The 13,765-nt window shown below is 71.7% G+C and carries 13 protein-coding genes and 1 pseudogene; 7 read left to right on the plus strand and 7 right to left on the minus strand.

Features of this window, described 5'->3' with window-relative positions:
• Positions 1–46 precede the first annotated feature (46 nt).
• Together ACIQ7D_RS00575 and ACIQ7D_RS00580 are read right to left on the minus strand one after the other, a co-directional pair.
• Complete coding sequence (locus ACIQ7D_RS00575; protein WP_403931764.1) at positions 47–1,762, minus strand: enoyl-CoA hydratase-related protein; 1,716 nt, start codon at positions 1,760–1,762, stop codon at positions 47–49.
• A gap of 173 nt (positions 1,763–1,935) precedes the next feature.
• Positions 1,936–2,316, minus strand: coding sequence for a winged helix-turn-helix transcriptional regulator (locus ACIQ7D_RS00580; protein WP_403931767.1), 381 nt, complete (start codon positions 2,314–2,316; stop codon positions 1,936–1,938).
• 1 nt (position 2,317) lies between these two features.
• Between ACIQ7D_RS00580 and ACIQ7D_RS00585 the strand changes: the two are divergent.
• From ACIQ7D_RS00585 to ACIQ7D_RS00595, 3 genes and pseudogenes are all read left to right on the plus strand, one after another.
• Positions 2,318–2,941 (plus strand): annotated as a pseudogene (locus tag ACIQ7D_RS00585) (NADP-dependent oxidoreductase); the annotation flags it as partial.
• A gap of 218 nt (positions 2,942–3,159) precedes the next feature.
• Positions 3,160–3,432, plus strand: coding sequence for a hypothetical protein (locus ACIQ7D_RS00590; RefSeq protein WP_403931770.1), 273 nt, complete (start codon positions 3,160–3,162; stop codon positions 3,430–3,432).
• Positions 3,433–3,485: 53 nt separating this feature from the next.
• Positions 3,486–3,842 carry a helix-turn-helix domain-containing protein gene (locus ACIQ7D_RS00595; protein ID WP_403933731.1) on the plus strand — a complete coding sequence of 119 codons (357 nt, stop codon included), beginning with the start codon at positions 3,486–3,488 and terminating at the stop codon, positions 3,840–3,842.
• 13 nt (positions 3,843–3,855) lie between these two features.
• On the opposite strand, the gene ACIQ7D_RS00600 is transcribed toward ACIQ7D_RS00595, so the two are convergent.
• Entirely contained in the window at positions 3,856–5,241 is a 1,386-nt protein-coding gene (locus ACIQ7D_RS00600; RefSeq protein ID WP_403931773.1) for a glycoside hydrolase family 43 protein, read from the minus strand.
• Positions 5,242–5,573: 332 nt separating this feature from the next.
• Between ACIQ7D_RS00600 and uraD the strand changes: the two genes are divergently transcribed.
• The 3 genes from uraD (at position 5,574) to ACIQ7D_RS00615 (ending at position 8,938) form a co-directional block, all read left to right on the plus strand.
• Complete coding sequence (gene uraD / locus ACIQ7D_RS00605; RefSeq protein WP_403931776.1) at positions 5,574–6,512, plus strand: 2-oxo-4-hydroxy-4-carboxy-5-ureidoimidazoline decarboxylase; 939 nt, start codon at positions 5,574–5,576, stop codon at positions 6,510–6,512.
• A 2-nt stretch (positions 6,513–6,514) separates the two neighbouring features.
• Positions 6,515–7,486: a factor-independent urate hydroxylase gene (pucL, locus tag ACIQ7D_RS00610; protein WP_403931780.1), complete on the plus strand. Its 972-nt coding sequence runs from the start codon at positions 6,515–6,517 to the stop codon at positions 7,484–7,486.
• A gap of 75 nt (positions 7,487–7,561) precedes the next feature.
• A complete protein-coding gene (locus tag ACIQ7D_RS00615) occupies positions 7,562–8,938 on the plus strand; it encodes an 8-oxoguanine deaminase (protein WP_403931783.1) in 1,377 nt (458 codons plus the stop codon).
• A 64-nt stretch (positions 8,939–9,002) separates the two neighbouring features.
• Here ACIQ7D_RS00615 and ACIQ7D_RS00620 read toward each other — a convergent pair whose 3' ends face one another.
• The 4 genes from ACIQ7D_RS00620 to ACIQ7D_RS00635 all read right to left on the minus strand — a co-directional run bounded on the left by ACIQ7D_RS00620 (position 9,003) and on the right by ACIQ7D_RS00635 (position 13,115).
• On the minus strand, positions 9,003–9,806 hold the full coding sequence (locus ACIQ7D_RS00620) for a chitosanase (protein WP_403933733.1): 804 nt from the start codon (positions 9,804–9,806) through the stop codon (positions 9,003–9,005).
• 124 nt (positions 9,807–9,930) lie between these two features.
• Positions 9,931–10,527 carry a TIGR03086 family metal-binding protein gene (locus ACIQ7D_RS00625; protein ID WP_403931787.1) on the minus strand — a complete coding sequence of 199 codons (597 nt, stop codon included), beginning with the start codon at positions 10,525–10,527 and terminating at the stop codon, positions 9,931–9,933.
• A gap of 99 nt (positions 10,528–10,626) precedes the next feature.
• Complete coding sequence (aceB, locus tag ACIQ7D_RS00630; RefSeq protein ID WP_403931789.1) at positions 10,627–12,258, minus strand: malate synthase A; 1,632 nt, start codon at positions 12,256–12,258, stop codon at positions 10,627–10,629.
• A 170-nt stretch (positions 12,259–12,428) separates the two neighbouring features.
• A complete protein-coding gene (locus ACIQ7D_RS00635; protein WP_403931792.1) occupies positions 12,429–13,115 on the minus strand; it encodes an NTP transferase domain-containing protein in 687 nt (228 codons plus the stop codon).
• A gap of 294 nt (positions 13,116–13,409) precedes the next feature.
• On the opposite strand from ACIQ7D_RS00635, the gene ACIQ7D_RS00640 reads away from it, so the two are divergent.
• Complete coding sequence (locus ACIQ7D_RS00640) at positions 13,410–13,727, plus strand: DUF5955 family protein (RefSeq protein WP_403931795.1); 318 nt, start codon at positions 13,410–13,412, stop codon at positions 13,725–13,727.
• Positions 13,728–13,765 lie beyond the last annotated feature (38 nt).

Raw genomic sequence — 13,765 nt, forward strand, 5'->3', positions numbered from 1 at the left:
CGCCCGTTTCAGCGCGGCTTTGACCCGGCCGCTCTGCCGAGTGCGGTCACAATACGGCCGTGGCCAGGGCGTGTTCGGGGCGTGCGAGCGGCCGGGCAGGGCCGGTGGCGAGTTTGCCGACGAAGGCCGAACGCAGCCGGTGGTACGGCGCCGTCGGGTCGAAGAAGGTCCGGTGCATGTGGGCGAGTTCGTCGCGGCGATAGGCGGCCAGGGGCCGGACGTTCTCGTCCCGCTCCCGCCTCGCCCGCTTGGCCGCGATCTGCTCCGCCAGATCGGGCGTTCTCGCCAACGCGGCGGCCATGCGCTCCACTTCGGCGGAGAAGTCGTGCGGGGATACGGGGACCAAGCGGTCCACGAGGCCCATGCGGGCACCTGCGGAGGAACTGACCGGCAGCGCCTCCGTGATGAGCCGCTCCGCTGTCCGGGGGCCGACCCGGCGGGGCAGCGAGTAGGTCCAGAATTCGGACCCGTACAGCCCCATCCGCCGGTAGTGCGGGTTCAGGACGGCTCCCGTGCGGCACCAGACCTCGTCGGCCGCCAGGGCGAGCATGGTGCCTCCCGCGGCCGCGTTGCCGCCGAGCGCGGCGATCACCAGCCGGTCCGTCGTGCGCAGCATCGCCTCGACCAGGTCGTCCATGGCGTTGATGTTCGCCCACGACTCGGCGGACGGGTCGGCGGCGGCCTCGATGACGTTGAGGTGGATTCCGTTCGAGAAGAAGTCGCGTGTGCCACCCATCACCAGGACGCGGGTGGGCCGGCTCAACGCGAACCGGTAGGCGGCGAGCAGCCGTCGGCACTGGTCTGTGCTCATGGCGCCGCCCGGGAAGCTGAAGTGCAGAAACCCGACGTCAGAGCGTTGCCGATAGCGGATGTCCGTCCATGTGCGGCGCTGCGCGGGAAGTTCCAGCGGCGCGGGCACCTCGGGCCGGCCGTCGAGCCGTGCGCCCAGGACCAGGGCCGCGGGGAGCCGGAACGTCGCCGGGCCGCCCGGCCGCCGCCGGCGCCGTAGCTCGGGAATCCACACCGCCCCGTCGCACGTGGCCCGGCACACCGCGCCCGTACGGGTCGCGAGTACGTCTCCCGGGCATCCGCGCAGTTGGTCCTCCGGGTGGCCGCCGTGCAGGAAGAACTCCTCGTCGAAGAGTTCGTCCAGCACACCCGGGCGCGAGTCGGCCGCGCGCAGCTTCCGCAGCACCACCTCGGTGGTGTCCCGCCGCCAGTCGATCCGCCGGCGCTCCTGCCGGAAGGGGTCACGCCACACGATCTCCACCGAGCGGTCGTCCTGGGCCAGGGGCTTGGAGGAGCCGCCGGCGTAACGCTCGACGGCCAGCAGGACCGCTGCCATCGCCGCGTCGGATGCCTCGTTGCGGTACAGATCGCTCTTGCTGCCGGGCGGTACCTCGAACGGTACGGTCGCCCAGATATCACCGGCGTCCATGTCGGCCTCGGCCTGGAGCACGGTCACACCCCACCGTGTCGCACCCGTGGCGATCGCCCAGTCGATGGACGACGGACCACGGTCCCCGGGCGGGCCCGGATGGACGATCAGGCAGGTACGGTCCGACCACACATCCTCCGGGAGAGCGGTCCTGAGCATCGGGGCGATCACCAGCTCGGGCCGCATCTCGCGCACAGCCTCACGCACCGCTTCGTCCCCGTGCGTGGCCAGTACGACGTCCACGCGGTGCGCCCGGTCGGACAACTCGGCGTAAACCCGTTGGGACAGACTGTTGAAGGCGCTGGCGACGAGGAGGATGTTCATGGGGCAGGATCCTTGCCGCGCTTCTCCTGTACGGGACGAACCACGCCGGGCGTCGCCGGTGAATTGCGCCGGACGGACGCCACGGCTACGGCCCGCCCGACGCCCCCGACAAGGCCGACGGAGAGGGAGCGTCCGCCGGGGACCACGCGGATACTCAGTGCCCCGGCGGGGGCTCACTCGCTCTGGGCGACCGGTTCGGGAACGGCGTCGAGCGCGTCGAGCACCGCGTCGCCGTTCGCCCTCGCCCACTCGGTCAGGACGTGGATCGGATCGATCAGCGTCGCCCCGAGCTGGGTGAGCTCGTACTCGACGCGGGGCGGCGCCTCGGCGTAGGCGTGGCGGCGGATGAGTCCGTGCGCCTCAAGCCGCCGGAGGGTCTGGGTGAGCATCTTGCGGGAGATGCCGCCGATCAGCTCGATCAGCTCGCCATGGCGTACCGGGCCCCGGCTCAGGCCGTAGAGCACGACCACCGTCCACTTGTCGGCGATCAGCTCGACCGCCAGACGCGCCGGGCAGTCGGCGAGAAAGGGACCAGCGGGACCGAAACCGCTCATGGCGCCGGCGTTGCATCTGGCACGCAAGCCGGCGCCGCTCTCGCACGTCGAGGCGGCGGCGCTGCCGAGCGTCGGGCTGACGGCGTGGCAGGGCCTCGTCGACCTCGCCGGCGTGACCGAGGGCGACCGCGTCCTGGTCCACGGCGGTGGTGGCGGGGTCGGCCATGTCGCGATCCAGATCGCGAAAGCGCTCGGCGCGCACGTGATCACGACCGCCGGCGGGAGCAAGCGGAAGTTCGTCGAGGGGCTCGGCGCCGACGAGGTGATCGACTACACGGCGGTCGACTTCACCGAGGCGGTCCGCGACATCGACGTCGTGCTCGACACGATCGGCGGCGACACCGTCGAGCGGTCGCTCGAAGTGCTCCGCCCGGGCGGCCACCTGGTGACGGCGGTCGCCATGGGGGATTCGGAGCTCGCCGCGAAGTACGAGGCGGCCGGCATGCGCTTCAGCGGCATCGCGGTCGACCCCGATCCGGTCGCCCTGCGAGGTCTCGTCGAACTCGTCGAACAGGGCAGGCTCCGGGTCCACGTGCAGGAGACGTTCCCGTTCGAGCGCGTCGTCGACGCGCACCGGACGCTCGGCGGCGGTCACCTCCAGGGCAAGCTCGTCCTCACCGTCTGATCCCGTCGTGAGGCTGATCCCGTCGCGGGGCCTCGCGTGAGCGGGGCCCCACCGATGAACGGCCGGTAACCTGGTGCCGATGAACCGTGGGAGCTGTTCGAGCGGCTCTCGCGGAGAGCTCGACCGGTCGCGATGCGTGATCGACTCGGCCCCAGCTATGCCCTCTCGGCCGGAAGGCTGAGAGGATGTGCAGGTCAGAGCCTATGCCAGGGGGTACGGTGCGTTTGAGAGTGGAGTTCACGACCGAACCCTTCGATCTCGACGAGGCGCCCGCCCACGCGGTGGTGGCCCGCGAGGTCGTCCAGGGGGCACACCTCGACGCGGTCGACGTCGGGCCGTTCGGCAACACCGTCGAGGGCGGCGCCGACGCCGTACTGGCGGCGGTGGACACCCTTCTGCGCGAGTCGCTGGCGGCCGGCGCGACCCGGGTCTCGCTCCAGGTCAACGTGATCGGGAGCGGGCCCGGGGCCGCCGGGGAGGACGACCGGTGAGCGCGCAGCTCGACCATCCCTTTGTCGCGGCGGTGAAACCGCTGGTCGACGCCATGGGCGGACAGCTTCTGGCACCCGAGGAGGCGCAGCCGGACGATGTCGTCCTCGCCTGGGAGGGCGCCGAGCTGCTGGCCGTACGGCTGCCGCAGCTCTCGGAATCCCTGGACCATATTCTGGCGGCCCTGGAGCGCGGCCACGGCAGGCCCCTGGCGGAGCTGGACCGCAAGACCAAGCAGTCCGTCGTACGGACCCTGGAGGCGCGCGGCGCCTTCGCCGTACGGCACGGAGTGGAGACGGTGGCGACCGCGCTCGGCGTCAGCCGCTTCACCGTCTACAACTACCTGAACTACGCCGACGAACAGCGGGCGAAGGCGCGCCGGGGAGCCCCGAGCCCGGAGGGTGACGGCTGACCCGGGCGCCGCGTCAGTGGCCGACGCGGAAGGTGGCGTCCTGCCGCTCGCTGGTGGTGGAGACCGGGTCGATGCGCAGCACGTAGTTCGCGTGACGGAGGTAGCGGGTCGGGTTGTTGTACGACCGGAAGGACGACCAGCCGGCGTCCGCGAGGCCCGCCGTACGGTAGAAGGTCGCGTCCGCCGCGAACGTCGATGTGGCGTCGGCGGCGTCCAGTTGGAGCTGGTAGTTGTAGTGCCGCAGGTAGCGGGTCGGGTAGTTGACCGACTGGAAGGAGACCCCGGCGCTGTCGGCGAGGCCAGGGACCAGCTTCCACTGGGAGTCCGCGTACGGGTCGAAGGGATAGGGGTCGATACGGCCCACGTTGTTGGCGTGGCGGATGTAACGGGCCGGGAGGTTGTACGACTTGAGCCGGTTCCAGGCCGGGGCGCCCCACCGTGCCAGCAGGTTGTCGTACTCGGCCGCCGTGATCGTCGTGATGCCGCAGTGCTTGGAGTTGAGCGGCTGCGTGTAACTCCTCTGGTCGACCGCGGTCCAGGAACCGGCCGACAGGTCGGCGGACTGCCAGGCGTAGAAGACACCGTTGGGGGTGTACGTGTCCCCCCAGAGGTACCAGGTGTTCGACGTCAGGGACTTGACGAGGGTCGGCGCCTCGGTGCCGCCCTGGGCGACGCCCGTGCTGAACTCGGTGAAGCTGCCCGGGGTGAGTGAGGTGGACCGCGCCCCCACCAGGGCCTGGTTCTTCTTGAAGTAGAGGTAGTTGACGCCGCCCACGCCGACCGCCATGTCCCCGTCGATCACGTCGTACCCCGGGTCGAAGAAGACCTGCGGGGCCGAGGCCGTCAGGAAGTCGCTCGTGTAGTTCACCATGATCACGTTGTGGCCGGTGCTGTTGACGGCGGAGTAGATCAGCGCGTACTGGCCGCGTCCGGCGTCCCAGAACGCCTCCGGCGCCCAGGAGTGGGTGTTCATGTCGTGCAGCTTGAGACGGTGGTAACCGGTGAAGGTGCGCAGATCGGTGGAGTTCCACACGTGCACGTACTGGCTGACGTAGCTCCAGTCGGTGCCCTTGAGGTCGGTGGCGATGACCACGAAGGTGCCGTCGCGCTTGCGCAGGATGAACGGGTCGCGCAGACCGAGCGCGCCCGCGGTGGGGGTGACCACGGGGTTGTTCTGGTTCAGCGGGATCCAGTTGAGCGAGTCCGTGCTGACGGCGAGATGGAGGCCGTAGTCGGTGCCGTTGCCGCTCGGGGACTCGGTGAAGTAGCACATCACGTACGCCGAGTCGGCGGCGTGGGCGGTACCCGCGCCGAGGGTCAGCGCCCCGGCCGCGGCCAGTGGGGTGGCGGCGGCCATGCCGAGGAAGAGCCGGCGGGACGGGTGGGGGCTTGCGCTCATCGTGGTCTCCAGGTGGCGTACGGGAGCGGGGTGAGCGGCTGCGGTGCGCGGGCTGACGGGCGGTGGGGCGGGAGATGGGGCGGAAGGTGGGGCTGCGCAGCCGGGGGGGCCGGGATGGTTGGCCGGTATTTCGAACGGGGTTCGGGAAATCGGTCAGAAGGTAGAGGGTGGCCGTGTTCACGTCAATCGTTTCTGCGGACTTCGCGCGCTCCCCCGGACGGGCGCCGGACGCGCCGCCACGCGACATTTCAACAAAGTGTTGACGTTCTGCCGTGGACCGCGTTAGCTGAGCGCAGCCCGCCCAGCACCGCGCACTGCCACGGAGGTTCCCCGTGACATCGACACCACCCCCCGCCCCGGGCCTCACCCGGTTCAACGCCTCTCCCGACGCCGTGGCCCTGGCCGCGCTGCGCGAGGTGTGCGCCAGCCCGGCGTGGGGCGTGGCGCTGCTCGCCCGCCGCCCGTACGCCACCGAGGCCGAACTGCTCGCCACCGGCGACACCCTGACGGCGGAACTCACCGACGCGGAGCTGACCGCGGCCCTGGCCGGGCATCCGCCGATCGGCCGCCCGAAGCCGGGCGACCCCGCCTCGGCCCGGGAACAGCGCGGCATGGCAGGCGCCCCCGCACCGCTCAAGGCCGAGATGGCCGAGCTGAACCTGGCCTACCAGGAACGGTTCGGCCATGTCTTCCTGATCTGCGCGACCGGCGCCACCGCCGAGGAGATGCGGGACGCGCTGAGAACGAGGCTCGGCCACACACCGGAGCGGGAGCGGGAGATCACCCGCACCGAACTCGGCAGGATCAACCGCGTCCGGCTCTCCCGGCTGGTCGCGGTGGACCCCGACGCCGATCCCAGCCCCGGCCCGGCTCCGGCGCCCGCGTCGGTCTCCACGCACATCCTGGACACCAGCGCCGGGCGCCCCGCCGGGGGAGTCTCCGTCGCCCTCGCGGCCCGCACGGGCGACGAGGCCGCTCCCAACGGCGCGTGGGCGGTGCTCGGTGGCTCGGTGACCGGCCCCGACGGCCGCTGCACGGACCTTCCGGCGCTGCCGCCGGGCACCACCCGGGTACGGCTCACCTTCGCGACCGGGCCGTACCTCGACCGGGAGAAGCCGGCCGGAACGGAGCCGGACGCCCCCGCGCCACGGGAGGGCGGAACTCCGTTCTTCCCCGAGGTGGCGGTCGCGTTCACCGTCACACCGGGCGAGCACTACCACGTACCCCTGCTGCTCAACCCGTTCGGCTACTCCGTATACCGAGGGAGCTAGGGATGACCGACCTTTCCCGCCCGGCGGGCCAGGACCGTCCGGCGAGCCGGGGCCGCCCGGCGATGCTCGGCCAGAACCAGTACGGCAAGGCGGAGAACCGCGTCGTCCGGATCACCCGGGACGGCGCCACCCACCACATCAAGGATCTGAACGTCTCCGTCGCCCTCGAAGGGGACATGGACGACGTCCACTACTCGGGCTCCAACGCCCATGTCCTGCCGACCGACACCACCAAGAACACCGTGTACGCCTTCGCCAAGGAGTACGGCATCGAGTCGGCCGAGCGGTTCGGTATCCATCTCGCCCGGCACTTCGTGACCAGCCAGGAACCGATCCACCGGGCGTGCGTCCGGATCGAGGAGTACGCCTGGGAGCGCATCGCTGCGGGCGACGGCGATCCGGGCGACGGGCCCCGGCACTCCTTCGTCCGCAGGGGTCAGGAGACACGCGTCGCCCGGATCACCTTCGACGGCGAGAACTGGCAGGTCGTCTCGGGCCTCAAGGACCTGACCGTACTGAACTCGACCCACTCCGAGTTCTGGGGGTACGCCAAGGACAAGTACACGACGCTCAAGGAGTCCTACGACCGGATCCTCGCCACCGATGTCTCCGCGCGGTGGCGGTACGGCTGGACGGGCGGCGAGGAGTCCATGCCGGAGTGGGACACCTCGTACGAGCGGACCAAGGAGCACATCCTGCGGGCCTTCGCCGAGACGTACTCCCTCTCCCTCCAGCAGACCCTCTACCAGATGGGCGCGCGGGTCATCGACCACCGGGCCGAGATCGACGAGATCCGCTTCTCGCTGCCGAACAAGCACCACTTCCTGGCCGATCTGTCGCCCTTCGGGCTCACCAACGACACCGGCGACGGGGCGGTCTACCTCGCGGCCGACCGGCCGTACGGGCTGATCGAGGCCACCGTTCTGCGGGACGGGGCGGAGCCGGGGATACCGGCGGAGCTGACCCTCCTGTGAGCCCGCGCGCGAGCCCGTCCGTCCGTTCGTCCGCTCCACAGTCCGTCAGCCCCTGAGCCCGTGGGAGGTACCGCCGTGGCGACGTCACGCATCGTCATCGAGAACTGCGCCATCGCGACCGTGGACGCGCACGACACCGAGTACGCCTCGGGCCATGTCGTCGTCGCGGGCAACCGGATCGAGTCCGTCGGCGCGGGCCCCGCCCCCTCCGGGACGGCGGAGGTCGTCCGCCGGGTCGACGGCACCGGCCATCTGCTCACCCCCGGCCTGGTCAACACCCACCACCACTTCTACCAGTGGATCACCCGCGGCCTCGCCACCGACCACAACCTCTTCGACTGGCTCGTCGCCCTCTACCCGACCTGGGCGCGCATCGACGAGCCGATGGTCCGCGCGGCGGCGGGCGGCTCCCTGGCGATGATGGCCCGCGGCGGGGTCACCACCGCGATGGACCACCACTACGTCCACCCGCGCGGCTCCGGCGACCTGTCCGGCGCGATCATCGGCGCGGCGGCCCGGACAGGGATACGGTTCACGCTCGCCCGTGGCTCGATGGACCTCGGTGTCTCGGACGGCGGGCTGCCCCCGGACTTCGCGGTCGAGTCGCTGGACGGCGCGCTCGCCGCGACCGAGGAGACCATCGACGCCCACCACGACGCGTCCTTCGGCGCGATGACCCGGATCGCCGTCGCGCCCTGCTCGCCGTTCTCCGTCTCCACCGAACTGATGCGGCGGGGAGCGGAACTGGCGCGCCGCAAGGGGGTACGGCTGCACACCCACGGCAGTGAGACGGTCGAGGAGGAGCGGTTCTGCAAGGAGCGGTTCGGGATGGGGCCGACGGAGTACTTCGAGTCGACCGGCTGGCTCGGCTCCGACGTGTGGATGGCCCACTGCGTCCACATGAACGACTCCGACATCGCCGCCTTCGCCCGCACGGGCACCGGAGTCGCCCACTGCCCGTCCTCCAACGCCCGGCTGGCGGCCGGGATCGCACGCGTCCCCGATCTGCTCGCCGCCGGGGTGCCGGTCGGCCTCGGGGTCGACGGCACCGCCTCCAACGAGTCCGGCGAACTCCACACCGAGCTGCGCAACACGCTGCTCGTCAACCGCCTCGGTGCCCACGGCGAAAGGGCCATGACGGCCCGTCAGGCGCTGCGCCTCGGTACGTACGGCGGCGCCCAGGTGCTGGGCCGCGCCGAGGAGATCGGCTCCATCGAGGCGGGCAAGCTCGCCGACCTCGTGCTCTGGCGCATGGACACCCTCGCCCACGCGTCGATCGCCGACCCGGTGGCCGCGCTGGTCCTCGGGGCCGCCGCGCCCGTCACACTCTCCCTGGTCGACGGCCGGGCCGTCGTCGAGGACAACCATCTGACCACCGTGGACGAGGACGGGCTCGCCCGCGCCACCAGGAGCGAGGCCCGCCGGCTCGCGCGGATCGCCGCGGACGGCTGAGCCCACCGGAACGTCCGGCCGAGGGGGACGGCCCCCGGCCGGCGCCCGTGGGCGGGGCGGCGCGCTACCGGTCGATGCGATACGTGTCCCCGTACACCTTCCAGACGAGCGGGGGACGCAGACCGAGGTTGCCGTCGTCCAGGAAGACGCGCTGGGCGGTGTCGATCCGGCTGGTGTCGCTGTGGCCCCGCTCGCCGCGCATCGCGGTGACCCGCGCGTCGAGGAACGCGTCGAGGTACGCCGTCTCGTCGCCGCCGCGCGCCGGAGGGTCGGCCCGGGCGAGGGCTTTCGCGCGGATCGTACGGAAACCGACGGTGTCCTTCGCGTCGGCGTAACCGTGCATCACATACGCGTCGTAGTAGATGAACTGCCCCAGCGCCCCGAGCCCGTCCGTCTTCGCCCGTGCCACGGCCGGGGCGAAGTAGATCCGGTCGCGCTCCTCGTCCTGGGCCGTCCGCATCCGGGGGTCATCGGCCGCCTCGCGCCACGCGGCGGTGAAGGCGGAGCCGAGCCCGTCATGGGAGTCGCCGCCCTTCACCTCGCGGAGCGCCGGCAGGAAACGTACGAGCGCGTTGTCCGGCCGCGCCCGGGTGTACCGCTCGACGACCCGCAGCAGATCGCCGCAGCCGGTGCAGAACCCGACCAGGCCGGCGGTGTAGCCCCGGCCGTCGTCGATGTCCTCGATGTAGCGGTACTGGTCCTTCCAGTCGAGCGAGGAGTTCTCCGCGCTGGAGACCAGCCGCATGGCGATCTCCTTCTTCGGCGGATCGTCCAGATCCGCCGAGGCCCCTTCGGCGGGGGTGCACGCGACGCACAGGGCCAGGAGCGGCAGCAGGAGGCGGTGCAGCGTACGGCGGAGCGCGTGGATCACGTGACGGACCTTTCCCCCTGGTGTGCCCTGCGCGCACCGGCCTGCCACCGAGATTACGTGAGGGGCCCGGATGTTCCGGTATGGGTGGTGGGACGGTGCACCGCTTCCGGGGCGTGACCGGTCAGGCCCCCGGGGACCAGTCGGGACGCCGGCCGCTGAGGCCGATCACCCGGTCCAGCAGCGGTGCGTCCCCGGCCGTCGCCACCGGCGGCCCGAACACGTCGGAGGACCCGGGCCCGGCCTGCGACAGCATCCCGTACGACGCCCGCAGTCCCGCCTCGGCGGGGGCGTACGGCTGCCCGGTGGAGCGCGCCAGGTCCCAGCCGTGGATCAGCACCTCGTTGAGCGCCACCAGCCCGGCCACCGCGCCCGGCAGATCGATCCCGCCGACCCGGGTGTCCCCGTCCCACGCCGCGGGCGACCGCCACGCGGCGGCCAGCGCGTCGAGCCGCCGGGGCAGCGCCTCCCGCCAGTCCTGGGCCAGTACGGGCGGAGCGTCACCGGGCGGCGTGTCGGTCGTCGCCCCCAGCTCCTTGCGCGCGGCGTCCCGGAACGCCACCGTCAGCCCCATGAGATGCGCGAGCACCTCCCGCACCGCGTACGCGGGGCACGGCGTCGGCCCGGACAACTGCTCGTCCGTGACACCGCCCGCGACCCGGGCCGCCTCCTGGCAGACGGGACCGAGATCGAGCGGCTCCTGCGTTCTGTCTGTGTCCATACCTGATGAGACCGCGGGAGCCGCCGGAACTCATCGCGGGAAACGCCGTTCGGACGCTCTCTCCTCTTCCCGGGGCAACTCCCCGGGGCGGCTCCCGGGTCAGCCGCGGAGCTGTTCGTACGCCGGGAGGGTGAGGAAGTCCGCGTAGTCGTCGTCCAGCGCGACCGTCAGCAGCAGGTCGTGGGCCTGCTGCCAGCGGCCCGCCGCGAAGGCATCCTCGCCGGTCTCGGCGCGGATCGCGGCCAGTTCGTCGGCGGCGAGCGTACGGGCCAGTTCCGGGGTGGCGCGGAGGGTCGTGCCCTCGTGGTCGAACTCCACGCCCGCGTTGATCCACTGCCAGATCTGCGAGCGGGAGATCTCCGCCGTGGCCGCGTCCTCCATCAGGTTGAAGATCGCGACCGCGCCCATTCCGCGCAGCCATGCCTCGATGTAGCGGATGCCGACCTGCACGGCGTTGCGCAGCCCCTCGTACGTGGGGCGGGCGTCCAGGGAGTCGATGGCGATCAGGTCACCGGCTGCGACGGAGACGTCCTCGCGGAGGCGGTCCTTCTGGTTCGGGCGGTCGCCCAGGACCGCGTCGAAGGAGGCCATGGCGATCGGCACCAGATCCGGGTGGGCGACCCACGAGCCGTCGAAACCGTCGGCCGCCTCGCGGTCCTTGTCGGCCCTGACCTTCTCGAAGGCGACCTTGTTGACCTCGGCGTCGTGCCGGGACGGGATAAAGGCCGCCATGCCGCCGATGGCGTGCGCGCCGCGCTTGTGGCAGGTGCGGACGAGGAGTTCGGTGTAGGCGCGCATGAACGGCGCCGTCATGGTGACCGCGTTGCGGTCCGGGAGGACGAACTTGGCGCCGCCGTCCCGGAAGTTCTTCACGATCGAGAAGAGATAGTCCCAGCGGCCCGCGTTGAGCCCGGAGGCGTGGTCGCGCAGCTCGTAAAGGATCTCCTCCATCTCGTAGGCGGCGGTGATCGTCTCGATCAGCACCGTCGCCCGGACCGTGCCCTGTGGGATGCCCACGTGGTCCTGGGCGAAGACGAAGACCTCGTTCCAGAGGCGGGCCTCCAGGTGCGACTCCGTCTTCGGGAGGTAGAAGTACGGGCCCTTGCCCAGCTCGATCAGGCGCCGGGCGTTGTGGAAGAAGTACAGCCCGAAGTCGACCAGGGAGCCCGGCACCGGCTCGCCGTCCACCGTGAGATGGCGCTCCGCGAGATGCCAGCCGCGCGGACGCATCACGACGGTCGCGAGCTCGGCCGCGTCCTTGAGGGCGTACGACTTGCCCGTGCGCGGGTCGGTGAAGTCGATGGCGCGCCGGTAGGCGTCCATCAGGTTGAGCTGGCCGAGGACCACGTTCTCCCAGGTGGGCGCGGAGGCGTCCTCGAAGTCCGCGAGCCAGATCCGCGCGCCGGAGTTCAGTGCGTTGATCGTCATCTTGCGGTCGGTCGGGCCGGTGATCTCCACCCGGCGGTCGTTCAGCGCCTCGGGCGTCGGCGCGACCCGCCAGGTGTCGTCCTCACGCACGGACGCGGTCTCCGGCAGGAAGTCCAGGCTGGAGGTACGGGCGATCTCGGCGCGGCGCTCGACGCGGCGGGCGAGCAGCTCGTCACGGCGGGGGGTGAACCGCCGGTGCAGCTCCGCCACGAACGCGAGGGCCGCCTCGGTCAGTACCTCGTCCTGACGGGGCAGGGGCTCGGCGCCGACGACGGCCGACGGGGAGGTCGCTTCTGCGGACATGAGCTGTCACTCCTTCACGAGCGGCGCGGGCGGCGGGGGCGCCGTGGCGGCCGGCGTACGGGTCGAGCGCACCCCTCGAAATACCGGGCGCTTCTGACCTGTGGATAATAGTTTCCTCATGGTGGAACTTCAATGCTGTTGATGTCCTCCGCACTCCGTTGTGGGCGCCTTTACCTCCCTGGCTTTCCTGGGGAAGCCGCTCCTGGGGGCGGCGTCTGTTCGAGGTGCGACAGATCCTCCTCCGTGTCGATGTCGTACGGCAGGGCGACATCCCCGCATTCGACCGGAACGATGTCCCGTTCGTGTGCCTTCAGATAGGCGCGTGCCCCGCGGTCGCCCGTCGCATCCGCCGCGATCCGCGCCCAGCGGTCCGCGCCGAAGAGCACGGGGTGGCCGCGCCTCCCGCCGTACACCGCCGAGACCAGCGATCCCGGCCCCCGGTACCCGGCCACCACCCGGGCCACCGCCGCCGCGCCGATCCCCGGCTGGTCCACCAGCAGCACCAGGACCGCCCGCGCGTCCGTGCCCGCCAGCGAGGCCAGCCCCGCGCGCAGCGAGGACCCCATCCCGTCGGCCCACCCGGGGTTGTCGACCAGAACGGCACCCGGCAGTACCGCCCGCTCCCGTACCTCCGGCGCGGACGCCCCCAGCACCACGTGCACCGGCGCGCACCCCCCTGTCCGCAGGGCGTGCGCCGCGTGCTCCACCAGAGGCCGGCCCCGGTGCTCCAGCAGCGCCTTCGGCCGTCCGCCCAGCCGGCGGCCACCGCCCGCGGCGAGCAGCAGTCCGGCGACCGGCGGATCCGTGGCCTCGTACGCGTGGCTCGCGGGCGCGTCCGCGCCGTATGTGTCTGGCATGGGCCCTGCTTACCGCATCGTGCGCCCGCGCGCCCCCTCGCACCCCTTCGCGCCCTTTCGCGCGGTGAATGTTCCGCGTGCGCCCGTGATCATCGGGAATTCCTTCCGTATTCCGGCCGTCTTCCCGCCGTATTCGGTACGCCGAGTGGCGCCCGCCCCGCGTGATGGCGTTAACTTGCCCGCGAACCTTGGCGATTGACCACCGTCAACGGGGAATCGTCCTATCAGGACGGAGCCGCGTCCCGGCACGGAAGGAGTGCCGTGGCACGCGGGGCACCAGCACGAGGGGGAGCTTTGTTGCGGAGCGTGGGGAAGTCGCCGGCGACGGAGACGGGCGAGGACCCGAGAATCACGGGGCTGGGCGCCGCCGTCTCCCGGCTCCGGCGCGAACTGGCGGTCTACCCCTCGGAGTTCAAGGACCGCGCGATAGCCGAGGACGAACTGGCCGCGCTCGCCGCCATGGTGGCGAGCGGCGCCCCGGAGACCGCCCGGATGCGCCGTTCCCTGCTGCTGATCGTCGGCTCCATCGGCTCGGTCAGCGCCCTGGGCCCGGCGCTGATGGGGGTACGGAACGCCGTCGACCTCTTCGGGGGCGTCCCGCGCCCCCGCTGACCGGCCGGGTTCCGCGCCCCCGCTGACCGGCCCGGCGG

The organism is Streptomyces sp. NPDC096310, from assembly GCF_044763125.1.
Lineage (GTDB): Bacteria > Actinomycetota > Actinomycetes > Streptomycetales > Streptomycetaceae > Streptomyces.